This is a genomic window from Verrucosispora sp. ts21, from assembly GCF_002879555.1.
In the GTDB taxonomy this organism is placed as follows: domain Bacteria; phylum Actinomycetota; class Actinomycetes; order Mycobacteriales; family Micromonosporaceae; genus Micromonospora; species Micromonospora gifhornensis.
On record NZ_PNOZ01000009.1, the window covers coordinates 19,675 to 42,256 of the forward strand.

29 protein-coding genes are annotated in these 22,582 nt (G+C 70.6%); 15 read left to right on the plus strand and 14 right to left on the minus strand.

The window, feature by feature from the left end:
• Window positions 1-39 precede the first annotated feature (39 nt).
• Window positions 40-414 (minus strand): fluoride efflux transporter CrcB, encoded by a 375-nt coding sequence (gene crcB, locus C1A38_RS05695; protein ID WP_102656777.1) that lies wholly within the window; start codon window positions 412-414, stop codon window positions 40-42.
• On the minus strand, window positions 411-899 hold the full coding sequence (gene crcB, locus C1A38_RS05700) for a fluoride efflux transporter CrcB (RefSeq protein ID WP_102656856.1): 489 nt from the start codon (window positions 897-899) through the stop codon (window positions 411-413). The genes crcB (C1A38_RS05695) and crcB (C1A38_RS05700) overlap by 4 nt, the downstream gene beginning before the upstream one ends.
• Window positions 900-974: 75 nt before the next feature.
• Between crcB (C1A38_RS05700) and C1A38_RS05705 the strand changes: the two genes are divergently transcribed.
• The 4 genes from C1A38_RS05705 to C1A38_RS05720 all read left to right on the plus strand — a co-directional run bounded on the left by C1A38_RS05705 (window position 975) and on the right by C1A38_RS05720 (window position 3,446).
• Window positions 975-1,310, plus strand: coding sequence for a YnfA family protein (locus C1A38_RS05705; protein ID WP_102656857.1), 336 nt, complete (start codon window positions 975-977; stop codon window positions 1,308-1,310).
• A 120-nt stretch (window positions 1,311-1,430) separates the two neighbouring features.
• Window positions 1,431-1,745 carry a DUF998 domain-containing protein gene (locus tag C1A38_RS05710; RefSeq protein WP_233196650.1) on the plus strand — a complete coding sequence of 105 codons (315 nt, stop codon included), beginning with the start codon at window positions 1,431-1,433 and terminating at the stop codon, window positions 1,743-1,745.
• Window positions 1,746-1,768: 23 nt separating this feature from the next.
• Window positions 1,769-2,140 carry a YciI family protein gene (locus C1A38_RS05715; RefSeq protein WP_102656858.1) on the plus strand — a complete coding sequence of 124 codons (372 nt, stop codon included), beginning with the start codon at window positions 1,769-1,771 and terminating at the stop codon, window positions 2,138-2,140.
• A 22-nt stretch (window positions 2,141-2,162) separates the two neighbouring features.
• The gene (locus C1A38_RS05720; RefSeq protein WP_102656778.1) at window positions 2,163-3,446 is read left to right on the plus strand and encodes an RNA polymerase sigma factor; all 1,284 of its coding nucleotides are present in this window, start codon (window positions 2,163-2,165) and stop codon (window positions 3,444-3,446) included.
• A 71-nt stretch (window positions 3,447-3,517) separates the two neighbouring features.
• Here the strand turns inward: C1A38_RS05720 and C1A38_RS05725 are convergent, their stop codons facing one another.
• The 6 genes from C1A38_RS05725 to C1A38_RS32360 are packed head-to-tail and all read right to left on the minus strand — an operon-like array spanning window position 3,518 to window position 6,688.
• Window positions 3,518-4,147 carry a copper resistance CopC family protein gene (locus C1A38_RS05725; protein WP_102656779.1) on the minus strand — a complete coding sequence of 210 codons (630 nt, stop codon included), beginning with the start codon at window positions 4,145-4,147 and terminating at the stop codon, window positions 3,518-3,520.
• A gap of 17 nt (window positions 4,148-4,164) precedes the next feature.
• Window positions 4,165-5,385 carry a Dyp-type peroxidase gene (locus tag C1A38_RS05730; protein ID WP_102656780.1) on the minus strand — a complete coding sequence of 407 codons (1,221 nt, stop codon included), beginning with the start codon at window positions 5,383-5,385 and terminating at the stop codon, window positions 4,165-4,167.
• Window positions 5,382-6,005, minus strand: a complete 624-nt coding sequence (locus C1A38_RS05735) for a copper chaperone PCu(A)C (RefSeq protein ID WP_102656781.1) — start codon at window positions 6,003-6,005, stop codon at window positions 5,382-5,384. The genes C1A38_RS05730 and C1A38_RS05735 overlap by 4 nt, the downstream gene beginning before the upstream one ends.
• A gap of 52 nt (window positions 6,006-6,057) precedes the next feature.
• On the minus strand, window positions 6,058-6,315 hold the full coding sequence (locus C1A38_RS05740) for a hypothetical protein (RefSeq protein WP_102656859.1): 258 nt from the start codon (window positions 6,313-6,315) through the stop codon (window positions 6,058-6,060).
• 23 nt (window positions 6,316-6,338) lie between these two features.
• Window positions 6,339-6,473: a hypothetical protein gene (locus C1A38_RS32160; protein WP_286046564.1), complete on the minus strand. Its 135-nt coding sequence runs from the start codon at window positions 6,471-6,473 to the stop codon at window positions 6,339-6,341.
• Window positions 6,470-6,688, minus strand: coding sequence for a hypothetical protein (locus tag C1A38_RS32360; RefSeq protein WP_102656782.1), 219 nt, complete (start codon window positions 6,686-6,688; stop codon window positions 6,470-6,472). The genes C1A38_RS32160 and C1A38_RS32360 overlap by 4 nt, the downstream gene beginning before the upstream one ends.
• A 392-nt stretch (window positions 6,689-7,080) precedes the next feature.
• Between C1A38_RS32360 and C1A38_RS05755 the strand changes: the two genes are divergently transcribed.
• The 6 genes from C1A38_RS05755 (at window position 7,081) to C1A38_RS05780 (ending at window position 11,882) form a co-directional block, all read left to right on the plus strand.
• On the plus strand, window positions 7,081-7,914 hold the full coding sequence (locus tag C1A38_RS05755) for a helix-turn-helix domain-containing protein (protein ID WP_233196651.1): 834 nt from the start codon (window positions 7,081-7,083) through the stop codon (window positions 7,912-7,914).
• Between the two features lie 11 nt (window positions 7,915-7,925).
• A complete protein-coding gene (locus C1A38_RS05760) occupies window positions 7,926-8,120 on the plus strand; it encodes a DUF397 domain-containing protein (RefSeq protein ID WP_102656785.1) in 195 nt (64 codons plus the stop codon).
• A gap of 227 nt (window positions 8,121-8,347) precedes the next feature.
• Window positions 8,348-9,154 carry a molybdate ABC transporter substrate-binding protein gene (gene modA, locus C1A38_RS05765; protein WP_199180095.1) on the plus strand — a complete coding sequence of 269 codons (807 nt, stop codon included), beginning with the start codon at window positions 8,348-8,350 and terminating at the stop codon, window positions 9,152-9,154.
• Between the two features lie 3 nt (window positions 9,155-9,157).
• Window positions 9,158-9,985, plus strand: a complete 828-nt coding sequence (locus tag C1A38_RS05770; RefSeq protein WP_102656786.1) for an ABC transporter permease — start codon at window positions 9,158-9,160, stop codon at window positions 9,983-9,985.
• Window positions 9,982-11,067, plus strand: a complete 1,086-nt coding sequence (locus C1A38_RS05775) for an ABC transporter ATP-binding protein (RefSeq protein WP_102656787.1) — start codon at window positions 9,982-9,984, stop codon at window positions 11,065-11,067. Before C1A38_RS05770 ends, C1A38_RS05775 begins: the two co-directional genes overlap by 4 nt.
• On the plus strand, window positions 11,067-11,882 hold the full coding sequence (locus tag C1A38_RS05780; protein WP_102656788.1) for a helix-turn-helix transcriptional regulator: 816 nt from the start codon (window positions 11,067-11,069) through the stop codon (window positions 11,880-11,882). The genes C1A38_RS05775 and C1A38_RS05780 overlap by 1 nt, the downstream gene beginning before the upstream one ends.
• Here C1A38_RS05780 and C1A38_RS05785 read toward each other — a convergent pair.
• The 4 genes from C1A38_RS05785 to C1A38_RS05800 all read right to left on the minus strand — a co-directional run bounded on the left by C1A38_RS05785 (window position 11,857) and on the right by C1A38_RS05800 (window position 15,964).
• Complete coding sequence (locus C1A38_RS05785; protein WP_013731177.1) at window positions 11,857-12,288, minus strand: DUF2000 domain-containing protein; 432 nt, start codon at window positions 12,286-12,288, stop codon at window positions 11,857-11,859. The genes C1A38_RS05780 and C1A38_RS05785 overlap by 26 nt on opposite strands.
• A gap of 112 nt (window positions 12,289-12,400) precedes the next feature.
• Window positions 12,401-14,527: a heavy metal translocating P-type ATPase gene (locus C1A38_RS05790; protein ID WP_102656789.1), complete on the minus strand. Its 2,127-nt coding sequence runs from the start codon at window positions 14,525-14,527 to the stop codon at window positions 12,401-12,403.
• A gap of 127 nt (window positions 14,528-14,654) precedes the next feature.
• Entirely contained in the window at window positions 14,655-15,458 is an 804-nt protein-coding gene (locus C1A38_RS05795) for a hypothetical protein (protein ID WP_102656790.1), read from the minus strand.
• A gap of 2 nt (window positions 15,459-15,460) precedes the next feature.
• Window positions 15,461-15,964, minus strand: a complete 504-nt coding sequence (locus C1A38_RS05800) for a SigE family RNA polymerase sigma factor (protein ID WP_102656791.1) — start codon at window positions 15,962-15,964, stop codon at window positions 15,461-15,463.
• A 118-nt stretch (window positions 15,965-16,082) separates the two neighbouring features.
• Here C1A38_RS05800 and C1A38_RS31660 point away from each other — a divergent pair, with 118 nt between their 5' ends.
• Entirely contained in the window at window positions 16,083-16,430 is a 348-nt protein-coding gene (locus C1A38_RS31660; RefSeq protein WP_233196652.1) for a sigma factor, read from the plus strand.
• Complete coding sequence (locus C1A38_RS31665) at window positions 16,427-16,939, plus strand: DUF6596 domain-containing protein (RefSeq protein ID WP_233196653.1); 513 nt, start codon at window positions 16,427-16,429, stop codon at window positions 16,937-16,939. Before C1A38_RS31660 ends, C1A38_RS31665 begins: the two co-directional genes overlap by 4 nt.
• Here C1A38_RS31665 and C1A38_RS05815 read toward each other — a convergent pair.
• A complete protein-coding gene (locus C1A38_RS05815; protein ID WP_102656792.1) occupies window positions 16,873-17,655 on the minus strand; it encodes a DUF427 domain-containing protein in 783 nt (260 codons plus the stop codon). The two genes, C1A38_RS31665 and C1A38_RS05815, sit on opposite strands and share 67 nt — an antisense overlap.
• Window positions 17,656-17,820: 165 nt before the next feature.
• Here C1A38_RS05815 and C1A38_RS05820 point away from each other — a divergent pair, with 165 nt between their 5' ends.
• Window positions 17,821-18,354 carry a DUF4188 domain-containing protein gene (locus tag C1A38_RS05820; RefSeq protein WP_102656793.1) on the plus strand — a complete coding sequence of 178 codons (534 nt, stop codon included), beginning with the start codon at window positions 17,821-17,823 and terminating at the stop codon, window positions 18,352-18,354.
• A 123-nt stretch (window positions 18,355-18,477) separates the two neighbouring features.
• Here C1A38_RS05820 and C1A38_RS05825 read toward each other — a convergent pair whose 3' ends face one another.
• A complete protein-coding gene (locus tag C1A38_RS05825; RefSeq protein ID WP_102656794.1) occupies window positions 18,478-20,172 on the minus strand; it encodes an MFS transporter in 1,695 nt (564 codons plus the stop codon).
• 216 nt (window positions 20,173-20,388) lie between these two features.
• Here C1A38_RS05825 and C1A38_RS05830 point away from each other — a divergent pair, with 216 nt between their 5' ends.
• Entirely contained in the window at window positions 20,389-21,852 is a 1,464-nt protein-coding gene (locus C1A38_RS05830) for an aldehyde dehydrogenase family protein (protein ID WP_102656795.1), read from the plus strand.
• A 296-nt stretch (window positions 21,853-22,148) separates the two neighbouring features.
• Window positions 22,149-22,580, plus strand: coding sequence for a hypothetical protein (locus C1A38_RS05835; protein WP_233196654.1), 432 nt, complete (start codon window positions 22,149-22,151; stop codon window positions 22,578-22,580).
• The last annotated feature ends 2 nt before the right edge of the window (window positions 22,581-22,582 follow it).

Here is a 22,582-nt window from a genome sequence, read left to right on the forward strand (position 1 = left end):
CCGCCGTCTACCCGCCTCCGGCCAGGGCAAACCAGGCCGTCAAGCCCAGAGCGCCTCGGCCAGGGTGACGCCGAGGAACGCGGCACCGAGCGCGGCGGCGACACTGACCACGGCGTTGGCCAGGGCGTACCGGCGGGCACCGGTCTCGACGAGGCGGATCGTCTCGTAGCCGAAGGTCGAGTAGGTGGTCAGCGCCCCGCACAGCCCGGTGCCGAGCAGGGCGACCAGGGAACCGGGCACCGCGCCTGCTCCCGCGCCTCCGATCAGCACCCCGAGGATCGACGAGCCCAGCACGTTGACGGTGAGGGTGCCCCACGGGAACGCGGAGCCGTGCCGGGCCTGCACCGCCCGGTCGAGCAGATAGCGCAGTGGTGCGCCGACGGCCGCGCCGAGCGCCACGAGCAGGACCGTCATCCGCTGCTCCGCAGGCGTCGCGCGCCGGTCGCCAGCCGGGTGAGCGTGAGGCCGATCCGGACGGCGGCGAGCGCGGCGACCAGGGTGCCGGCCAGGTACAGCAGCGCGGTGCGTGCCGCGCCGGCCGCCACCGCCTGCTGCACCTCCACCGCGTACGTGGAGAAGGTGGTGTATCCGCCGAGCATCCCGACGCCGAGGAAGGGTCGGAGCAGTCGAGGTGCGGTCCACACCTCGGTGATCAACACCATCAGTACGCCGATGAGCAGGCAGCCCGAGACGTTCACCGCGAAGGTGGCCCACGGAAAGCCGGTGGGGGAGTGTGGGAACGCCACCGCCAGGCCGTGCCGCAGGACGGCACCGATCATGCCGCCGAGGGCGATCGCCGCCAGCAGGCTGGCGGTGCCACCGCGCAACTCGGCACGCTGGCGCGGGACGCGGAGGTCGACGTCCGGATCGACGGGTGGCTGTTCGGGCGGCACGGTCACCACCTCCTCAACGGGGACCGAGAATAGCTCCGGCAACTCGTCGCCGCCCGGGTGACGCGCAGTAGGGTGCGGCAGGTGACCGTGCTGCGTTCCGTCCTGCTGTTCGTGCTGGCCGCCATCGCCGAGATCGGTGGGGCGTGGCTGGTGTGGCAGGGCTGGCGGGAGCATCGTGGGCTGTGGTTCGTGGCCGCCGGGGTGCTCGCGCTCGGCGCGTACGGGTTCGTCGCCACCTTCCAGCCGGACCCGAACTTCGGGCGCATCCTGGCCGCGTACGGCGGGGTCTTCGTCGCCGGTTCGCTGGCCTGGGGAATGATCTTCGACGGTTTCCGGCCGGACCGCTGGGACCTGGCCGGAGCGGCGATCTGCCTGCTCGGGGTGGCCGTCATCATGTACGCCCCGCGCGGCGCCTGACTCCCGCCCGAGAAATTTCTCGAAAAAGTTGGGCCGTGGTGTCGAATCCCGGTCTTCCCGTTCGAGCTTCCTGGTAGCGGGGCCGAACGGCGCGCCCCGGACAGCGAAGGGAGCCGGGAGATGTCCCGCACCACAACGGCTGACACCGGCACCATGAGTTGGCACGGACTGCTGCACTTCGGGGCGGGAGCGGTCGGCTTCGGCTGCCTCGTCGCCGCGTGCCTCGGCCTGGCTCGCCGCTTCGCCGCTGACCGGCGGCGCGGTTGGGCGGTCCTGTCGCGTACCACAGGGGTGTTGTTCCTGGCCGGGTTCGTCGCGATGGCCGCCGGCGGCGGGCGCGTCGCCGCGAACCAGGCGTTCACCGCCGCCATGCTGCTGGCCTGGGCCTGGCTGTCGTCGACGATGTGGCACCACCGCAGCAGCACGACCCACTGAAATCCGTCAAAGAGGAGATCGACATGCGGTACCTGGCACTGCTCAAGGCCCTCCAGCCCGACACCCCGGCCCCGCCGGAGCTGATGGCAGCGATCATGAAGCTCGGCGAGGAGGCCACCAGCGCCGGCGTCCTCCTCGACCAGGGCGGGCTGCTGCCGAGCGCAGCCGGCTGGCGGGTCGACGTCTCCGCCGGGAGGCTGGCGGTCACCGACGGGCCGTTCACCGAGGCCAAGGAGATCATCAGCTATGCGGTCTACGAGGTACGCGACCGGGAGGAGGCGGTGGAGTGGACGTCGCGGTTCATGAAGCTGCACCGGGACATGTGGCCCGGCTGGTCGGGTGAGACCGAGGTGCGCAAGGTGTTCGGGCCGGAGGACTTCCCGCCGGCAGCCTGACTTCGATGGTGGAATCGGTACCGTGACGGGTACCGATTCCACCCCGGACGACGCGAGGCGGGCCACCCACCGGGCGGTCGAGGCGGTCTGGCGGATCGAGTCGGCCCGGCTGATCGCCCGCCTGGCCCGGCTCGTCTCCGACGTCGGGCTGGCCGAGGAGTTGGCCCAGGACGCGCTGGTCGTGGCCCTGGAACGCTGGCCGCAGACCGGGGTGCCGGAGAATCCCGGGCCGTGGCTGCTGGCGACCGCCAAGCATCGGGCCATCGACCGGCTGCGCCGCGAGGAACGGTACGCGCGCAAGCTCGCCCTGCTCACCCGGGACATCCAGATCCGGCAGGAGTACGCGGAGGCCGACCGGGACGCCGAGTTGGACGACCACATCGGTGACGACCTGCTGCGGCTGGTCTTCACCGCCGCCCATCCGGTGCTCTCCGGCGAGGCCAAGGTCGCGTTGACGTTGCGGCTGCTCGGCGGCCTGACCACCCCGGAGATCGCCCGGGCGTTCCTGGTCTCCGAATCCACCGCCGCCCAACGCATCGTCCGGGCGAAACGGACCCTAGCCGCAGCGAACGTGCGGTTCGAGCTACCCACCCGCGCGGAACTGCCGGAGCGGCTCGCGGCGGTGCTGGAGGTCGTCTACCTGATCTTCAACGAGGGGTACGCGGCCACCAGCGGCCCGGACTGGGCGCGTCCGGAGCTGTGCCACGAAGCGCTGCGGCTGGGACGGCTGCTCGCCGGGCTGCTTCCCGCCGAGCCCGAGGTGCACGGCCTGCTGGCCCTGATGGAACTCCAGGCCTCCCGGCTGCGCGCCCGGGTCGACGCCGCCGGTCAGCCGGTGCCCCTGCTCGACCAGGACCGCCGGTCGTGGGACCGGCTGCTGATCCGGCGCGGACTGGACGGGCTGGCCCGCGCCGAGGCGCTGGGCATCGGCAGCTACACCCTGCAGGCCGCGATCGCGGCGTGCCACGCCCGGGCAACCCGCGCCGAGCAGACCGACTGGCCCCGCATCGTGGCCCTGTACGAGGTCCTCGCCCACCTCCAGCCGACCCCGGTGGTGCTGCTCAACCGGGCTGCCGCGGTGGGTCTGGCGGGTGATCCGAAGCGAGGGCTGTCGCTTGTCGACGAGCTGGCGCAGGAACGGTCGTTGCGTGACTACCCGCAGCTGCCCGCGGTGCGCGGCGAACTGTTGGCCCGACTGGGCCACGCCGGGCCGGCCCGCGACGAGTTCCTCCGGGCCGCCGAACTCACCCGCAACGACGGCGAACGCGCGCTGTTCCGACGCCGCGCCGACGCGCTGGCCGGCTGACCGGCGCGCGGCACGCCCGGTGTGCCGGGCACACCGAGGCGCGCACGGCACCGGTCACGCCGGTGTGCCCGCTACGCCGCGCTGTCACCGGAGCGGCGGCGGCGCAGCAGGACGACCACCGCACCGATCGCCAGGGCGGCCAGTACGGCGGCACCGGTCAGCAGCGCGGCCGTACCCGCACCGCCACCGGAGGAGTCGCTCGCGGCGGGGCTGGCGGGCGCGACGGAGGTCTGCTCGGCGGTCGGGCTGGGGCTCTCCGTCGGCTCGGTCGGCTCCGGGCTCGGGCTCGGGCTCGGCTCGGCGGTGGCGGTCGGGTCGGCCACGGTGAACTTGTACGACCCCTGCACCGGGTGCCCGTCGTTGGAGACCACCCGGTACGCCACCGTGTAGACGCCGTTGGGCAGCGGCGAGTCGATGGTCACGGTGGCCTTCGTGCCGTCCACCTCCGGCTCGCTGGTGGCCACCGGCTGCTTGTCGGCGTCGCTGAGCGTGACCGTGGTGAACGCCGGGTTCAGCTTCTGGAGGAAGTCCAGGGTGACCTTGGTCGGTGCCTTGGTCAGCTCGGCGTCCTGAGCCGGCGTTGCCTTGCGCAGCACGTTGTGCGCGTAGGCCGGGGAAACCGGCGCGGCCAGCAGGGCGGTGGCAGCCAGCAGGACGGCGGCCAGGCCCAGGGCGGACAGGTGGCGGAGTCGGGTGCGCATGATGACGATTCTCCTCCTCAGCCGAGCAGCTGCTGGCCGACCCAGCCGCCCTCGGGACAACCGGGCGGGATGGCGAAGACGGCGGAGCCGATCGGGGTGGTCCATTCGTTGAGCAGGTCACGCTCGGCGAGCCGCTGCTGGATGGGCAGGAACTGTCGGGCGATGTCGGCCTGGTACGAGGCGAAGATCAATCCGCTGTCGGCGGTGCCGTCGGCCGCCGGCACCCCGTCGTAGTTGTAGGGACGGCGCAGGATCCGGAACCGGTCGTCGCCGACGTGGGCCCGGGTGAGGTGGGAGAAGTCCGGAATCACCGTCAGCCCGTCGGGGCCGACGGCGGCGAAGTCCGGCTCGTCGTGTTCGTCGGTGCCGGTCAGCGGGGCACCGGTGTCCAACCGCCGGCCGACGCTGAACTCCCGGTCGGTGCGGCCGAGCAGGTCCCAGGTCTCCAGGTTCATGCTGATCCGCCGGAGCACCAGAGTGGTGCCGTCGCGCAGCCAGTCCGGCCCGTCGGGAATCCACACGGCCGTCTCCAGCGGCCCACCCGGCTTCGGATTGGCGGTGCCGTCGAGTTGGCCGAAGAGGTTGCGCTGGGTCCGGCCCGGCTCGGCCCCGGCGGCTCGCCGGAAGCCCTGCTGCACCCACCGCACGGTGGCGAAGGGGCGGCTGTCCTTGACCAGGACCCGCTGGGCGTGGGCGACCGTGATCGGGTCGTCGGCACAGATCTGCACCAGCAGGTCTCCACCGGACCAGCGCGGCTGCAACCGGTCGATCGGGAACGACGGCAGGTCGACCACCGACGGGGGCCGGCGATCGTCGAGGCCGGCCGCGGTGAACAGGCCGGGACCGAAGCCGAACGTGACGGTCAGCCGGGCCGGTAGCAGGCCCAGTTCCGGCTCGGTGTCGGCCAGCGCCGGCCGCCCCTGGGTGAGGCGGGCGGCGTCGTCGGAGAGCAGGCGCATCATCCGGCCGAGCGCGGCGCGGTCGGTGCCGGGACGCAGGGTGAAGGCGACGAACGCCGCGTGCGCCTGCGGTTCGGTGGCGACACCGGACTGGCGTACGCCGTGGAACGGCTCGATAGCCTCACCGACGGTCGCCACCGGCACCTGCGCGGGCGCAGCGGTGGTGTCCTCGCTGCGGGCGGCGGCGACCGCGACGGCACCGACAAGCGTGCCACCGGCGGCCAACGCGCCTCCGGTGAGCAGACCGCGCCGGCTCACCGGCGATTTCGCCGAGGTCATGGTGTCGGGCTGTGGCTGGCCGACGGGGCGTGCGAGGGCTCACCGTGCGGGGCGTGCGAGGGCTCACCGTGACCGGGGGCGTAGCTCTCCTGGGCGCCGGTGAACGGCTTGGCCACGGCGGTGAACGTCTGGGTCCGGCCGTCGGCGAAGGTGAGGGTGAAGCTGACCTCGTCACCGGCCCGTACCGGCTGGGCGAGGTTCATCAGCATCAGGTGGTCGCCGCCGGGTTCCAGCCGGTACTCGCTCCGGGCCTTGACCACCACACCGCCCTCCTTGGCCTGCATGACCATCTGCCCGTCGCGCATGGTCATCTCGTGCACCTCCATCGGCGAGACGGAGGAGGTCGCGCCGGTGATGGTGACGTCGGCGTCGGTGTTGTTGACAAGAGTGACGAACGCCCCGGTCATCCCCGAGTCGGCCGCCTTGACCCACGGATCCTGGACGGTAAGCGCACCGTCCGCCGCAGCCGGGTTGGCGGAGGGGACGGCGGTGGCCGACGGGCTGGGGGCCGCGGTCGAGTCGTCGTCGGAGGAACCGCAGCCGGCGAACAGACCGGCGAGGAGAACCCCGGTCAAGAGTACGGCCGGGCGGGTGAACCGACCCGAGGTGGCGCTGAACATAGGTTTCCTCTCAACGGGCGACGTCGTGAAGTTGGTCGCCCGTGATCACCCACTAGTTCCAGCGACTCCGAAAGTGCGTTTGCCCGACCACCACGGGTGCCGGGGCGGTCCGCAGTCCGGCCTGCATCACGAAGATGGACCGCCGCGCCACGGCGTCACCTCGGGAGTCGAGCTGGTAGCCCTCCAGCCAGATCCACCCGTCGTAGGTAGCCCAGTCCAGCACGCGGATGACCCGGAACATGATCGGCTTGTGGAACTGCACGCTGGCAGATCGGGTTACCTGCACCAGGTTACCGGCTCGGAGCGTGATCACCGCAGGTGCCTGACCTTGCGCTAGGCCAAGACCCGGGCACGCGAGACCGCGACGCGCGGGCACCAGCCGTCCGGGTAGCACCGGTCGCAGCGTTTGACGGTGTGGTCATCGAGAACAACCCAGGCCACCTGGACGAAGTACGGAACCTCGGTCATGGCAGCCACCCGAGAAACCTGCGATGAAGAACGCCAGCGGGAGCCCAGCCCATGTCCTGTGCGGCGGACACCAGGTGCGTCCCCATGTAGAGGGCGAGGGACACCGGAGCGTTTTCGTACTCGATCAGCAGCTCGCGGCGTCGGGTGCGACAGGGCCAGGGCAATTCACATCCTGCGCACGTCCAGAACGGAAGGACAGGCCCATGTGTGGTCATCGAACCCCACCCGGCCAGTGACCCCGGTTGATCGGCACGCGATGCTTGGCCCGGCAGGGTAATTCGCCCCCGCACCGGCAGACCCGCCGCCACTTCTCCCACGACCACACGGGCCGATGTCGTCGGGCCAGCGTGAGAGCTGCGGCGACCACGTACTGGTCGTAGCTGACATGCCTGCCCATCCCGCCTCCTCTCGTAAGCGGCATGGCGGCCAGGCCACTCACGGTCATTTGACCGCCACACCCGGCAACACCGTCCCACGCACAAATGCAATCCGCAATATGCGGATAACAGGTTTGCGGACTGCGTGTCTGCGAAAGGAATTTTGGTTTTCCGCATGGCAGGATGACGACATGCCTCAACGTCAGAGCCCTACGGTCAGGCGCCGGCGCTTGGCGCTGACCCTCCGGCAACTCCGCGAGACGGCGGGGATCACGTCAGCCGACGCAGCAAGGCGCGTCGACCACGATGCGAGCTGGCTCAGCCGGATCGAGACGGCAGAGGTCCGGCCGCACCCAAACGACGTGCGAGCGCTTTTGGCGTTGTACGGCGTGGCTGGAGACCAGGCCGAGGCCGTGATTGCGGTGGCTCGCCAGGCGAAGCAGCGCGGATGGTGGCAGCGGTACAGCGACGTCCTGCCGGACTGGTTCGCAGCGTATGTCGGGATGGAGTCCGAGGCGTCTGTCATCCGCACCTACGAGTGCCAGATGGTTCCCGGCCTGTTGCAAACCGAGGAGTACGCGAGAGCGGCGTTCGAAGGCGCGCCCGTCCCGATGCAAGGTGACGAGGTAGACCGACAGGTAGCGCTGCGGATGGAGCGGCAAGCCATTCTGACCGGGGACGACCCGCCGATGCTGCGTGTGGTCATCGACGAGGGCGCGGCTCGCCGGATGGTCGGCGGTCCCGAGGTGCTGCAACGGCAGCTCGCGCGGCTTATCGAAGAATCGACACGGAGCAACGTCCAGATTCAGTTGCTGCCGTACTCGGCTGGAGTCGGGTTCGATGGCAGCTTCGTGATCCTCGACTTCCCGCCGATGCCCGACCCGTATCCGCACGCAGCCGAAGAGCGCATGGTGTACGTCGACACCCTGACCGGAGCGCTATACCTGGAGCGGCCCGGCGAGGTTGCCGCGTACGCGGCGGCACACGAGCAACTGCAAGCCCTTGCGCTGGCACCCAAGCCCACGCGAGATACGCTGCGTGCGATTGCGGCAGACCTCACCTAGGAGGGCACGGGATGGACCTGACTCGCGTCACCTGGCGCAAGAGCAGCAGGTCCGGATCGAGCGGCAACTGCGTCGAGGTCGCCACACCACCCCAGGCCGTTATGGTCCGCGACAGCAAGGACCGACAGGGGCCGGTGCTGTCCTTCAACGCCGACCGGTGGGCCGGCTTCGTGCAGGGCATCAAGGCGGGCAACTTCGACGCCTGAGCAACGGGCCAGAATGCAGAGCGCCCTCGGCGCGAGCGGACCTCAATCGCACGTTTGCTGTCCATACCGCCGGTCACGCTCCGTGTTGAGGGCCGTCAGGCCACTGGAGACGGCTCGCGAGGTCGGGTGGGGCGGGTAGCCCCCCGGACAGGGCCCGTCAAGATAGCAAGGTGACCGCGCTCGTGGACTGGCTCACCCGCCGACCAACCCTTCGGCTCACGGGTAGCGTGAACGTCGTCAGCACAGCAAAGTCCTGCACCCGGCTGCGTACGACCCTGGCCGCCGTCGGGGTGCTTGCGGTACTGCTCGTGACCGGCTGCGCCGACGATCGAGCCGAACCACCTGGAGCCGACGACGGGACCGGCGGCGAGTTGACCGTGTTCGCCGCTGCTTCGCTGACCGAGTCGTTCACCCGGATCGGTCAGGACTTCCAGGCCGCCCACGGGGTGCGGGTGACGTTCAGCTTCGCCGGTAGTTCCACGCTGGCCGCCCAGATCAACCAGGGTGCTCCCGCCGACGTCTTCGCCGCCGCCGCGCCGGCCCCCATGGCCACCGTCGTCGACGCCGGCAACGCCGCCGACGAGCCGGTCACCTTCGTACGCAATCAGCTTGTCATCGCCGTACCCAAGGGCAACCCGGACGGGGTGACCAGCCTGCGCGATCTCACCGGGCCGGACCGGAAGGTGGCGCTCTGCGCCGAGCAGGTGCCCTGCGGGGCGGCGGCGCGCGCCGCGCTGGACGCGGCCGGGGTCGCCCTCACCCCGGTCACCCTGGAGCAGGACGTGAGGGCCGCGCTGGCCAAGGTACGGCTGGGCGAGGTCGACGCCGCTCTGGTCTACCGCACCGACGTCCGGGCCGCTGCCGCCGACATCGACGGCGTGGAGTTCCCCGAGTCCGCCGAGGCGATCAACGACTATCCGATCGTGGTGCTTACCGACGCCACCAACCCGGCCGCTGCCCGTGCCTTCGTCGAGTACGTCCGCTCCGATCCCGGTCGCGCGGTGCTCACCTCCGCCGGGTTCCAGGTGCCGTAGCCGGTGCGTCGAGTCGACAGCGGGACGGTGCCGGCCCGGCGCATCGGTCGCGCCCGCCGGGTTCCGGTCGCACTGCTGCTGCCCGCCGCGATCGGTCTGCTGTTCCTGCTGCTGCCGCTGGTCGGGCTGCTCGCCCGTACGCCCTGGGCCACGCTGCCGCAGCGGCTCACCGAGCCGGGCGTACTCACCGCGTTGCGGCTGTCGGTGCAGACCGCGACCCTCGCCACCCTGCTCTGCCTGGTCCTCGGCGTGCCCCTGGCCTGGCTGCTGGCCCGGGTGCCGTTCCCTGGCCGCCGGTTGGTGCGCGCCCTGGTCACCGTCCCGCTGGTGCTGCCACCCGTGGTCGGCGGCGTGGCGCTGCTGCTGGTCTTCGGCCGCCGTGGACTCGTCGGCTCCTGGCTGGACGAGACGTTCGGGATCACCGTGCCGTTCAGCACCACCGCGGTCGTGCTGGCCCAGACATTCGTCGCCATGCCGTTCCTGATCATCGCGGTGGAGGGTGCGCTGCGCGGTGCCGACACCCGGTACGAGGAGGCCGCCGCCACCCTCGGTGCCGGGCGCTGGGTCACCTTCACCCACGTCACGCTGCCGATGGTCGCGCCGGGGGTGGCCGCCGGGGCGGTGCTGGGCTGGGCCCGCGCGCTCGGTGAGTTCGGCGCGACCATCACCTTCGCCGGCAACTATCCCGGCCGTACCCAGACCATGCCGGTGGCCGTCTACCTCGCCCTGGAGACAGACCTGGAGGCCGCCATCGTGCTCAGCCTCGTCCTGCTCACCGTCTCCGTGGTGATCCTGGCCAGCCTGCGGGACCGCTGGGTGAGCGCACCATGACCCGGCTGCTCGACGCGCATCTGGTGGTCGACCGGGGTGGCTTCCGGCTCGACCTGCCGCTGACCGTCGCACCCGGCGAGGTCGTGGCCCTGCTCGGGCCCAACGGCGCCGGCAAGACCACCGCCCTGCGGGCCCTCGCAGGTCTGCACCCGCTCTGCGCCGGGCACCTCACCCTCGCCGGCCGCGACCTGGACCGCCCCGGGCACCGGACGTGGGTCCCCACCGAGCGGCGACCGATCGGCGTGGTCTTCCAGGACTACCTGCTCTTTCCCCACCTCAGCGCGCTGGACAACGTCGCCTTCGGGCCGCGCCGGCACGGCCTGGACCGGCGGCAGGCCCGGCAGCGGGCGGCCGGTTGGCTGGCCCGGATGGGTCTGACCGAGCAGGCTCGACGCAAACCCCGCGAACTCTCCGGTGGTCAGGCCCAACGGGTCGCGTTGGCCCGTGCTCTGGCCGTCGAGCCGGCGCTGCTGCTGCTCGACGAGCCGTTGGCCGCCCTCGACGCCCGCACCCGACTCGACACCCGAGCCCAGCTGCACAAGCACCTCGCCGCCCATCCGGGAGCCACCCTGCTGGTCACCCATGATCCGCTGGACGCCCTGGTGCTCGCCGACCGGCTGGTGATCATCGAGGACGGTCGGGTGGTCCAGGAAGGCAACGCGACCACAATCACCGCCGAACCCCGTACCGACTACGTGGCCCGCCTGGTGGGGCTGAACCTCTACCGGGGACATGCCACCGGCCACCAGGTCCGGCTCGCCGACGGGCATGTGCTGACCATCGGCGAGCGGCACGAGGGGGAGGTCTTCGTGGCCTTCGCGCCGGCGGCCGTGGCGCTGCACCCCCGTCAGCCGGACGGCAGCCCTCGCAACACCTGGCCGGCGACCATCACCGGCATCCAACGGCACGGCGACAACCTGCGGATCCAACTCACCGGCCCGATCGAGGTCGCCGCCGACGTCACCCCGGCCGCCGCCGCCCACCTCGAACTGGTCCCGGGCCAACCGGTCTGGGTCGCCGTCAAGGCCACCGAGACCCGCGCCTACCCCGCCGCGACCGCAACGGGAGCTACCGTCGACTGATGTCCACCGGGCAGCAGGTACGGGTCTGGTCGCCGCCGGTCAGCGGGCTAACCGAGGTGCTGCACGCCCGGTTCACCGAGCACGCGTACCCCATGCACACCCACGGCAGCTGGACGTTGCTTGTGGTCGACGACGGGATCGTCCGCTATGACCTCGACCGTCACGAGCACGGCGCGTTCCGGCAGGTGGTCACCCTGCTGCCGCCGGGGGTCGCGCACAACGGCAGCCCGGCCACCCCGGGCGGATTCCGCAAACGGGTCCTCTACCTCGACCCCGAGCAGCTCGGCGACCGGCTGATGGGCCGCGCCGTGGACCAGCCCTCGTTCGACGACACGGCGCTGCGGCGACGGATCGACCTGCTGCATGCGCTGGTGGCGGCACCCGGTGACGAGTTCGCCGCCGAGGTGCAACTCGCCGTCGTCCGCGACCGGCTCCGGGCCCACCTCACCCGACGTACGCCGCAGGTGCCGGCGGTGCGTGACACCCGGATCGCGCGTCGCCTACGCGAACTGCTCGACGAACACGTCGTCACCGGGCTGAGCCTGCGGAACGCCGCCGAAGCCCTGCACGTCCACCCCACCTATCTGGTGCGCGCCTTCTCCACCGCGTACGGACTCGGGCCGCACCAGTACGTGATCTCACGTCGGGTGGACCTGGCTCGACAGTTGCTCCGGGATGGGCGGCCCGCCGTGGAGGTCGCGGTCGCGGCCGGCTTCTACGACCAGGCACACCTGAGTCGACACTTCAAACGGATCCTCGGCTTCACGCCCGGCCGGTACCGCTTCCCTGCTACGGGTGCATCCGGGCACCCTTGATGACCTTGTCCACCCCGTTGCGAGGGCCGTACACCGCCAGGCCGGTCAGGTCCAGGTCGGCGCGGCCGACCGCGCGTACCGCCGCCCGGTTGTCCCGGTCGTTCCCGGTGCCGAACAGGTCCGAGGTGAAGACCGCCAGCGGCAGGTTCCGCCCGACGGCGCGCTGGTGGGCGGCGGTCAGCACCTCCTTCGACCCGGCGAAGACCAGCACCGGCTGCCGGAACATCGGCAGGTAGGGCGTGTCGTCGGCGTCGGCGTACGGCTCGCCGATCACCTCGGGCGCTGCCCGAGAGATGCCGCTGACCAGGAACGCCGTCATGTTCAGCCGCTGCCAGACCGGCAGGTCGTCGCGGAGCAGCACCGCGATCTTGGTGTCGAAGCGTACGGGCTCGGTGCCGGTTTCCATGGCGTCGAGTGTGGTCGCCGTATTCCGGCCGGGTCTTGTACGAATCTTCCCTCTGCGGGGTCACCACCGGGCTCCGCGATGCGGCGTCACCACCGGGCTCCGCGACGCGGCGTCAGTCCGGTGGGCGTAGCCGGACCCGGCGCAGCAACTGGGCGTTGAGCGCCACCACGATCGTCGAGGCAGACATCAACACCGCCGCGACCGCCGGGCTCAGCGCCACCCCGGCCCAGGCCAGGACACCGGCGGCCAGCGGCAGCGCGACCACGTTGTAGCCCGCCGCCCAGGCCAGATTCTGGACCATTTTCCGGTACGCGGCCTTAGACAATCGGATCACTCCGGTCACCCCGCGCGGGTCGGAGGAGGCGAGCACCACCCCGGCGGACTCGATCGCCACGTCGGTGCCGGCCCCGATCGCAATGCCGACGTTCGCGCGGGCCAGCGCCGGGGCGTCGTTGACCCCGTCGCCCACCATCGCCACCCGCAGACCCCGGCGTTGCAGGTCGACCACCGCGTCGTCCTTCTCCGCCGGCAGCACCTCCGCGAACACCTCGTCCGCACCGGCCCGGAACCCCAGGTCGGCGGCGACGGCCTCGGCAACCGGACGGGCGTCTCCGGTGATCATGACGACCTTCCGGATTCCCTGCCGGCGTAGGTCGGCGATGGCCTGCCGCGCCTCCGGCCGTACCTCGTCCTCCAACGCGAGCGCACCGAGCACCTCCGCCCGGCCGTCGGATGCCCGGCCGTCCGATCCCCGGCCCTCGGATGTCTGGCTGGCGGACAGGCGCAGCAGGTGCAGCACGGCCGCACCCCGGCGGGACCACTCCTCCTGCCGTCGGGCCAGTGCATCGGGGACGGTGACGCCGAACTCCCGCAGCAGCGCCGGTCCGCCCACGGCGTAGCTCACCCCGTCGACCTCGGCGCGTACGCCCCGACCGGTCAGCGCCTGGAAGCCCGTCGCCGTCCGTCGGAGCCCCTGCGCCTCGGCGGCGGCCACGATCGCCCGGGCCAGCGGATGCTCGCTGTCGGCCTCCACCGCCGCCGCGATCGCCAGCACCTCCCGCTGCCCGGCCGTCTCCTGCCCGTTGCTGTGCTGGGCTAGGGGGTCGGCGGTGGCGGCGATGCCGGTTACGGTGTGTGCGCCTCGGGTCAGCGTTCCGGTCTTGTCGAACAGCACCGTGTCGACGGTGCGCATCCGCTCCAGCGCCAGCCGGTCCTTGACCAGGATTCCGCCCTTGGCGGCGACCGCTGTGGACAGGGCGATCACCAGGGGGATGGCCAGGCCGAGCGCGTGCGGGCAGGCGATGACCAGCACGGTGACCGTACGGACCACCGCCTCGCCCAGGTTGCCGAGCACGGTCCACACCAGCAGGGTGACCAGGGCGGTGGCGGTGGCGATGTAGAACAACCAGGCGGCGAAGCGGTCGGCCAGCACCTGTGCCCGGCCACTGGACTGCTGCGCCTGCGCCACCAGCCGCTGAATGCCGGCGAGTGCGGTGTCGTCGCCGACCGCGTCGACGCGTACCCGAAGGGATGCGTCGGTGGCGACGGTGCCGGCCACCACCCGATCACCTGTCGCCCGCGCCACCGGTCGGGACTCGCCGGTGATCATCGACTCGTCCACCTCGGCCTGGCCGTCGACGACCTGACCGTCCGCCGGTACCCGTGCACCGGGCCGTACCAGCACGGTGTCGCCCACGCGCAGGTCTGCCACCGGCACCCGCTCGGTCCGACCGTTGTGGGCCAGCCGTTCCGCGTCGTCGGGCAGCAACGCGGCCAGCGCCGACAGGGCACCCTGGGCCTGGCCGATCGCCTTCATCTCCTGCCAGTGCCCGAGCAGCATGATGGTGACCAGCGCCGCCAGTTCCCACCAGAAGTCCAGGTCGAACGCGCCGAGCGCGGTGGCCAGCGACGCCAGGTACGCGACGGAGATCGCCATCGCGATCAGCAGCATCATGCCGGGGGCCCGGTCGCGGATCTCCCGCACCGCCCCCTGGAGGAAGGGCCAGCCGCCGTACGCGAAAACCACAGTGCCCAGCACCGGCCCCACCAGGTCGATCCCGGGGAAGTCCAGTTCGTAGCCGAACCAGTCCATCACCATGTGGCTGGTGACCACGATCGGCACGGTCAGCGCCAGACTCAGCCAGAACGTACGCCGAAACGCCTCCGGATCATGCCCCCCATGCTTGTCATGCCCGCCGTGCTGCCCCCCATGCCCCCCATGCCCGCTGTCCCGCGCCATCCCATCCCTCCCTCCCTCCCCGCTCACGATATACCCCCGAGGGGTATATAAGCCCTAGATCTTGGTACGAAATCGCCCTTACGGGGGCGCGTTCGTACCAAGATCTAAGCCGGGATCGGGGATCGGCCTACTGGAAGTGGAAGCGTTTGTTGGTGGCCAGGGACGCCAGTTGCGGGACGGAGAAGGGCATACGGCTCTGGAGGGTGCCGTCGCGGTCGGTGGACTGCGCGACGAAGACCACCACGCCGTCCGGGTGCCGGTAGGCGGCCCACTGGTCGAACCGGTCGTCGTCGCCGGGGCTGACCACCACGCCCACCTGCGCCGCTGCCACGGTGACCAGTTCGCAGGTGCCCTGCATGCCCCAGAACTGGCGGGCCAGCGCGCACGGCTCGGTCGGCAGTTGATTGCCTGCGGTGTGGACCTCGACCATCAGGCGGCCCGTCCACTCACCCTTGGCGAGGGTGACCGAGGACGAGTAGCTCCACACGTCGAGTCCGTCGACCGTCTGCTCGTACTGCGCCTGGTGTGACGGGGCCTCCGGGGACTCCGGCACGGTGTAGCTGGCCGGCACGACGGCGCGGAGCTGGTCGAGAAGCTCGGCGCCCCGGTCGTACCTGGTGCCGGCACGCGCGGTGCGGTCCTCCTGCGGGAGACCGTCCGGCCCGGTCGGCCATGGGGAGGCGGTGTCGTCCTCGGACGAGGGCGCCCCGATCATCGCGGGGCTCCAGCCGCCGGCACCCGGGACGGCGAAGGTGCCGAAGAATGCCACGGCCACGACAGCCGCCGCCGATCCGACGCAGGCCCGGACGGTACGACGCCGGGTGCGGGCCCGGCGGGCGCTGCCCAGCATGGTCTTCGTGTCCAGCGGCGGTGGCGAGGAGACGCTCGCCATCTCGTCGCGCAATGCCTCGCGCAACTGCTGTCCGTCCATCGTTACCCTCTCTCGGTGCCGCTGTACGTGGGTGACAGGAGGCCGCGCAGCGTGTCCAGGCCGCGGGCGGCCTGACTCTTCACCGTCCCCGGTGAGCAGCGCAGCAGGTGAGCGACCTCGTCGACGGGCAGGTCCTCCCAGTAGCGCAGGACCAGCACGGCCCGTTGGCGGGGCGGTACGGCGGCCAGGGCCTGGAGCATCACCAGCCGGTTCTCCGGTGCGTCGGTGGGTGCCGGCTGCTCAGGGTCGGCATCGTCCAACTGCTCCCGCCGCCACCAGCCGCGCCGTCGCTCGTCGAGGAAGGTGCGGACGATGATCTGGCGCAGGTAGGCGTCGAGCACCTCGTGCCGGGAGACCCGGTGCCAGGCCAGGTACAGCTTGGTGAAGGCGGTCTGGACCAGGTCCTCCGCCCGGTGCCAGTCACCGCAGAGCAGGTACGCCGTGCCGCGCATCGCGCTGGACCTCGCCGCGAAGTACTCCGCGAACGCCGTGTCGCGATCGCCCATCCAGGCCTCCGATCCCCGATTCGAGTTAGTCACGCCAGGTGTGGCTCGCGGGGTTGCATCACATGGTGAGCCGAGCCGGGTCGACGACGACGCACTCCGGGTGTTGCACCCTGGTCGGGTGGGTGACGTGGCAGAACTTGTGGAGCGGATCTGGCGGACGGACGCGGCCGGCATGCTCGGGGTGCTCAGCCGTCGGCTCGGCGATTTCGACCTGGCCGAGGAGGCGTTGTCCGACGCGCTGGCCGAGGCGCTCGCCCGCTGGCCGGGTGAGGGGGTGCCGGAGCGCCCCGCCGGTTGGCTGGTCACCACGGGTTGGCGAAGGGCGCTGGACCGGCTGCGCCGCGACGCGGTCGGCCGCGAGAAGCTGGCCCGACTGGCCACCGAGCCGCCGCCGGAACCGGGCGTGGACGACCGGCTCGCCAGCCGCACGAGTATCCCGACCGGCTGCCGGCCGTACTCTCGGTGATCTACCTCGTCTTCAACGAGGGGTACCTGTCCAGCAGCCGGTCCGCCCAGCGGCGCGAGCTGGCCCGCGAGGGGGTCGAGTTGGCGCGCCAACTGGCCGAGTTGCTGCCCGGCGAGCCGGAGGCGGCCGGTCTGGCGGCGTTGTTGGAGTTGCACCAGGCCCGCGCTGCCGCGCGGTTCGACTCGTGGGGACGCATCGTGCTGCTCGACAAGCAGGACCGACGGCGGTGGGACAGGCCGGCGATCGAACGGGCGGCGTTGCGGCTACGCGCGGCGGTGCGCCTGAGCCGGACCGGGCCGTACCAGTTGCAGGCCGGCATCGCCGCACTCCAGCCGGACGATGCCGCCGATGACCTCCTTGAGTTCCAGGTACGGCCCGTCGGTGACGACCTTGCCGGTCGGCTGCCACCGGATTTCTGCCGAGGCAGGTTGGCGGAGCGGTCCTACCGGGGTGGCGTGGGCGGGCTGACCGACTCGCCGTCCACCAGGATCGTCACGCGCTCCGGGTAGAACGCGGTAAACCCGGCGATGTTGGCGACGCTGGGCAGCGGGTCGGGGTAGTACCAGGCGATGTTCCGCCCGGCGGCTCCGGGCACCTGACTCAGCGACCAGTACGAGGCGACCCCCTTGTACGGGCAGCGGGTGTGGTGCTCGGACGGCAGCAGCAACCCCTGGACCAAGTCGTCGGCGGGAATGTAGTAGCGGGTGGGCAGCCCGGTCTCGAAGAGCAGCACCGGGCGTCGGGTGTCGGCGAGCACGACTCCCTCGTGGGTCACCACCACATGCCGGGTGCTGGGCAGCGAGTCGACACGGGAGAACGGGTCACGTGGGTGTACGAATACTTCCTCGTCTTCCTCGTACCATCGCTCGATGCCCTGGCCGAACCACTCCCGCCAGGCGAGGCACACGGTCTGCGCGAAGACGTCGCCGGGGTAGGTCCAGGCGGCGTTGGGCAGGGTGACTCCGTCGACGGTCAGGTCGTGGAAGCTGCTGCCGGCCCGGCTGCCGGGCTCCGGTGGCTGTTCGGCGGGCCGCAGGGTCCCGCCGATCAGGTCGGCCAGCGGGAAGGCGTAGAACGGCACGGGCATCCCGGGTTCCCAGACCAGCAGCGGTCGCCGACTGTCCACGACGACGGTGGCACCGATGCGGCCGCGGACCCACCGTTCGCTGTGGTGGTAGGTGAGCCGATCCTCCGGCGGGGCGAAACGTGGTGCGGGTGCAAGCATGGGCAATCCCCTCGGCAACACGTGTCTGTCGCATGTGTTGCACAGTCAATGCTTGTATTTCAAAGTATCTACTGCTCTCTTGGAATCCTACATACGTGTGCTGTGCGATGGCACCGGACGAGGGAGCGACCCGCTATGGGCAATGAGCCGAAGCAGCGGCCTCGGATGACCGCTGAGATCGAAGGTGACTTCGCTGTCTTCATCACGGGCATGCGGATCAACCGGTACTGGAAGATCCACAAGTGGTACCCGAACTTCCGCGACATGCGCAAGATCCTGATGGCGCTGTTCAGCGACCCGGAGAACGGCGCACTCTGCGCCCACCACGCCTGGACTCCCCGGGGGCCGATCCTGATCGGCTACTTCCGTAGCGTCGAGCAGTTGGAGCGGTTCGCCAACGACCCGCAGCAGCCGCACGCGGAGGTCTGGGCGCGCTACTTCAAGCGGATGAAGAACAACGGCGACGTCGGGGTCTGGCACGAGACCTTCGTGGTCCGGTCCGGCGAGTACGAGGCCGTCTACGACTACATGCCGTCGCCCACCGGCCTGGCGATGGGTACGTCCCACGTACCGGTCGAGCGCCGTGGCGATCTCGCTGTGGACCGTCGCGCCACGGGCGCCCGACTGGCGAAGGAGCGGACGGCCGCGCCGGCGGCCGGGGACGGGAAGGCCGTCGTCGGTCGTACGGCCTCGGAGTGAGGCCGTACGACCGACGACGGCGTTCTGGTTCGGCCCTCGTTGAGGGTCGCCACCGGGCCACCTGACACCCGTCGGGTCCGCCGGCTGGCGGCGGACCCGACTCGGGCATCCGACGAGCGTGGCTCAGCCCTGATGCTCGACGCGGCGGGGGAGCAGGAAGCTGGCGGCGATGGCCAGCGCGAACACGACGATCTGGTAGACGAGTGCCCGTACGGTGGTCTGCTGGTAGGCGGTGCGGTTCGCGATGAACTGCAACTCGTCGTGCCGGTCCGCGACGTCCGCGCCGGACTGCGACGCCACTGCGCGGCAGGCAGCCACGTCGGCTTCCGGGTTGGCGGCCTTGATCCGCTCGTCGAAGCAGGCGCGGGCGCTGTCGGCCGCGGCGTCGACGGCCGCCACCGGTACGCCACGGGCGGTCAGTTCCTCCCGGACCGTGTTCCGGAGGTCGTCGCCGACAGCGGGGGACTGCACGGCCAGGGCGATGAAGAAGACCATGCTGCTCAGCGCGATGCCGATGGCGGCGCCCATCTGCTGCACGGTGTTGAACACCCCGGAGGCGGCACCCGCGCTGTCCAGTGGCACGTCGTTGAGCGTGTAGGTGAGCAACGGCGCGAAGGTCATGCCCATGCCCGCGCCACCGAGGATCAGCCCGGGGGCGAGCGCCCAGGGGGTGATCGTGTCGAACTGGTTGATCACGGTGATCAGGATGGCCATCGCCGCGATCAGCATGACCAACCCGAGTTGCAGGCCGAGCCGCCCGAGCTTCGGCGTGATGTGTCGAGCGGAGATGGCGGTGAACAGCGGAACCGCGAAGCCCCACAGGACGCCGATCAGGCCGGCCTTGATCACCGAGAAGCCCTGCCCGAACTGCAGGTAGAGGGTGTTGACCAGGAAGAACGGCATGACACCGCTCATGAACAGCAGGGAGACGGCGAGACCACCCCGGAAGGAGCGGTGGGAGAACAGCGATATCGGGATCAGCGGCGACTCCGTCTGGCGGCGCTGTACCGCGACGAGTGCGGCGAAGGCCAGCAACGAGGCGACGAGGCTGACGAGGGTCCACGCCGGCCAACCCTGCTCCGGTCCCTGGATGAGCGGGAACACCAGCAGCAGCATGCCGAGACCCACCAGGATGGCGCCCTTGACGTCCAGTCGTTGGGCCGACTCGCCCTTCGACTCGGGAACCAGCTTCGCGGTGATGAAGAGACACACCGCAGCGATGGGCAGGTTCACCAGGAAGATCGTGCGCCAGGTGAGGCCGGCGATGTCGACGGCGGTGAGCAGGGCGCCCACGATGGGACCGGCCACCGTACCGACGGCGAAGACGACGCTCAGCGCGGAGAAGGCGCGGCCCCGCTCCTGAGGCGGGTACATGACCTGGAGGATCGACAGCACCTGCGGGACCATGAGCGCGCCCATGCCGCCCTGCACGAAGCGGGCCACGATCAGCTGTTCCGGGTTCGCTGCGATCCCGGCGACGAGCGAGGCGGCGGCGAAGCCGACCATGCCGATGATGAAGATCTTCTTGCGGCCGTAGATGTCGCCGAGCCGGCCACCGGTCACCAGCATGGTGGCGAAGGCGAGGGTGTACCCACCCACCATCCACTGCATGTCCGAGCTGGTGGCGCCGATCTCCTCCTGGATGGTCGGCAGCGCGACATTGACGATCACGATGTCGAGCAGGTCGAGCAGCAGGCCGACCAGAACGGCGACGAGGGCGATGGTGCGCGCCCGGCCGGCGATCGGCGCCGGCTTGGCGGGCGGCTCTGCAGGCGTCTCCGCGGGGCTGGGGGACGGTCGCGTCCTCGATGGTGTCATTCGCGTACCTTCCATGATCGTTTTTACGCGTCTCTGCCGGCTGGGAAGGCGGTACGACCAGCGCGGACACCGCTGCTGCCTCGTATGCTGCAAGACAGGCTATCTACGGTGTGTGAGAGTGTCTATCAAAGATGCCTCTGGTTTCCTACGAGGCTTTGATGGGATTCTGAAAAGACGCGTACGACCGGTTACCCGCCCCGACGTGAGGAGCGCGCGATGGGAATGACCCAGCCACCCACGCACCTGTTGCCCGAGCCTGCGCTGTGGATCGGCGAGGAGCGGGTGGTGGAGTCTTCCGGCGGGCGGACGGAGCACGTCTACGCCGCGACCGGGCAGCCGACGACACAGGTCGTGCTCGCCGGAGCGGCCGAGATCGACCGGGCCGTGACGCTGGCGCGGGAGAGTCTGCCCCGGTGGCGGGACAGCTCGGTCGAAATTCGGCGCGACGCGTTGCTGCGGCTGGCCGACCTGTTGCTGGTGCATGCCGAGTCGCTCGCCGCGTTGCAGAGCCTGGAGATCGGCCTGCCGATCCAGCTCGCGCGGCGGCTGCCGGCGTTGGCGGCCGACCACCTGCGGTACTACGCCGGGTGGTGCGACAAGATCGGCGGCGAGGTGCTGCCCACCTGGCCGGGGCGCAGCCTGGACTACACCCTCGACGAGCCGTACGGCGTGGTGGCCGGGATCATCCCGTGGAACGGGTCGCTGATGTCGATGGCGCAACTGCTCGGTCCGGCGCTCGCGGCCGGCAACGCCGTCGTGGTCAAGCCGTCGGAGCTGGCACCCTTCGTCGGCCCGCGCTTCGCCGAGCTGACGGTGGAGGCGGGGGTGCCGCAGGGTGTGGTGGTGGTCGTGCCCGGTGGGCCGTCCGCCGGGGCGGCCCTGGCAGGGCACCCTGGCGTCGACAAGGTCCACTTCACCGGCAGCGGGGCGACCGGCCGGCAGGTGCTCGCCGAGGCGGCCCGGAACCTGACACCTGTGGCGTTGGAACTGGGTGGCAAGTCCCCGCACCTCATCTTCGACGACGCCGACCTGCGGTCGGCGGCCCGGTTCGCGATGAGCGGAGTGGTGGCCCTGTCGGGGCAGGGCTGCGCGAACGGCACCCGCCTGCTGGTCCACTCCGCGGTCCGGGACCAGGTGCTCCAGACGTTGACCGCACGACTGCGCCGGGTGCGGGTGGGTGACCCGGCCGACGAGACCACCGTGATGGGTCCCGTGGTCTCCGGGCAGGCGTGCGACCGGATCATCGGGGTGATCGACCGGGCCCGCGCAGCCGGTGCGCAGCTGCTGGTGGGCGGCGGGCGTTGCGGCGGCGACCTCGCCGACGGCTTCTTCGTGGAACCCACCGTCTTCGTCGACGCCGACCGCGACACCGAACTCGTGCAGGAGGAGATCTTCGGCCCGGTGCTCGCGGTGTCGAGCTTCGACACCGAGGAGGAGGCTGTGGAGTTGGCAAACGCCACCCGCTACGGCCTGGGGGCGTACGTGCACACCAACGACCTGCGCCGGGCTCACCGGGTCAGCCGGGCGGTGGCTGCCGGCAGCGTGTGGGTCAACGGCGCACCGGGTCTGATGCCGTCGGCACCGTTCGGCGGGGTGAAGCAGAGTGGTTCCGCGCGGATCGGCGGTCTCGCCGGTCTGCGCGAGTTCCTCCGGCCGAAGAACGTGTGGATACCGGTCTGAGCGCCCACCGACCTCAGGTGATCTTGCTAACACCAGGAGGCTTCGAGATGCTCTTCTCGCGTTTGTTTAATACGCGAAGTGGTCTTTCGGCAACCATGGGCATCGATGTTGTACCGGAGGGTGGCTTTCCGTTATGCTGGCGTTACTCAGGGTGTCGAGGGTCTGCTGGATGCGTCCGGAAGGGCCAACCAAATCTACGCAACGTATGAGATTGTGTCCTAGCGTCTCGCGGGCACCGGCTGTCGGTAGGAAGAAGGGCAGAGACAATGGCTCAATACATCGTCACGATCACACCGGTGCTCGGTGAGAAAGACGCGGGAGAAGACTCCTCGCGCACCACCATGCGCGTGTTCGCCGAGGACGGCCAGGTCTACATCAAGGAGTTGACCGTCCGCGTCGCGGATGACGTCAAGCTCGGTGCCGCCGACCTGCTCCAGGTCGACCTGGACCTGCTCATGCAGGCATTCGCGGCGAAGCGTCCCGCGGTCGCCGCCGCAACCGCCGAAGGCTCGGACGCGGTCCGGCCCTACCGCGCCGTGACGCCGAGCCGGGTGGCGAAGTCAGACCGCGCCTATCGGCGTATGCCGGACCCGAGCGAGCTCAAGGACATCTACCTCAAGAACCGCACCGTCACCGGTGTCGCCAAACACTACGGCGTGCCCACCCACACCGCTCAGGGGTGGATCACCCGCCTGCGACGCAAGGGTGTCATCCCCAGCGTGAAGTGACA

Bases quoted from the DNA above. Each gene is read 5' to 3' on its own strand.
- C1A38_RS05735 (WP_102656781.1), bottom strand. From the start codon at position 6,005: ATGTTCAGCGCCACCTCGGGTCGGTTCACCCGCCCGGCCGTACTCTTG.
- C1A38_RS05725 (WP_102656779.1), bottom strand. From the start codon at position 4,147: ATGCGCACCCGACTCCGCCACCTGTCCGCCCTGGGCCTGGCCGCCGTC.
- C1A38_RS05710 (WP_233196650.1), top strand. From the start codon at position 1,431: ATGTCCCGCACCACAACGGCTGACACCGGCACCATGAGTTGGCACGGA.
- C1A38_RS05815 (WP_102656792.1), bottom strand. From the start codon at position 17,655: ATGCTTGCACCCGCACCACGTTTCGCCCCGCCGGAGGATCGGCTCACC.
- C1A38_RS05730 (WP_102656780.1), bottom strand. From the start codon at position 5,385: ATGACCTCGGCGAAATCGCCGGTGAGCCGGCGCGGTCTGCTCACCGGA.
- C1A38_RS05795 (WP_102656790.1), bottom strand. From the start codon at position 15,458: ATGGACGGACAGCAGTTGCGCGAGGCATTGCGCGACGAGATGGCGAGC.
- C1A38_RS32160 (WP_286046564.1), bottom strand. From the start codon at position 6,473: ATGACCGAGGTTCCGTACTTCGTCCAGGTGGCCTGGGTTGTTCTCGAT.
- C1A38_RS05830 (WP_102656795.1), top strand. From the start codon at position 20,389: ATGGGAATGACCCAGCCACCCACGCACCTGTTGCCCGAGCCTGCGCTG.
- C1A38_RS05825 (WP_102656794.1), bottom strand. From the start codon at position 20,172: ATGACACCATCGAGGACGCGACCGTCCCCCAGCCCCGCGGAGACGCCT.
- C1A38_RS32360 (WP_102656782.1), bottom strand. From the start codon at position 6,688: ATGACCACACATGGGCCTGTCCTTCCGTTCTGGACGTGCGCAGGATGT.
- C1A38_RS05820 (WP_102656793.1), top strand. From the start codon at position 17,821: ATGACCGCTGAGATCGAAGGTGACTTCGCTGTCTTCATCACGGGCATG.
- C1A38_RS05800 (WP_102656791.1), bottom strand. From the start codon at position 15,964: ATGGGCGATCGCGACACGGCGTTCGCGGAGTACTTCGCGGCGAGGTCC.
- C1A38_RS05760 (WP_102656785.1), top strand. From the start codon at position 7,926: ATGGACCTGACTCGCGTCACCTGGCGCAAGAGCAGCAGGTCCGGATCG.
- C1A38_RS05775 (WP_102656787.1), top strand. From the start codon at position 9,982: ATGACCCGGCTGCTCGACGCGCATCTGGTGGTCGACCGGGGTGGCTTC.
- crcB (WP_102656777.1), bottom strand. From the start codon at position 414: ATGACGGTCCTGCTCGTGGCGCTCGGCGCGGCCGTCGGCGCACCACTG.
- C1A38_RS05785 (WP_013731177.1), bottom strand. From the start codon at position 12,288: ATGGAAACCGGCACCGAGCCCGTACGCTTCGACACCAAGATCGCGGTG.
- C1A38_RS05715 (WP_102656858.1), top strand. From the start codon at position 1,769: ATGCGGTACCTGGCACTGCTCAAGGCCCTCCAGCCCGACACCCCGGCC.
- C1A38_RS05780 (WP_102656788.1), top strand. From the start codon at position 11,067: ATGTCCACCGGGCAGCAGGTACGGGTCTGGTCGCCGCCGGTCAGCGGG.
- C1A38_RS05790 (WP_102656789.1), bottom strand. From the start codon at position 14,527: ATGGCGCGGGACAGCGGGCATGGGGGGCATGGGGGGCAGCACGGCGGG.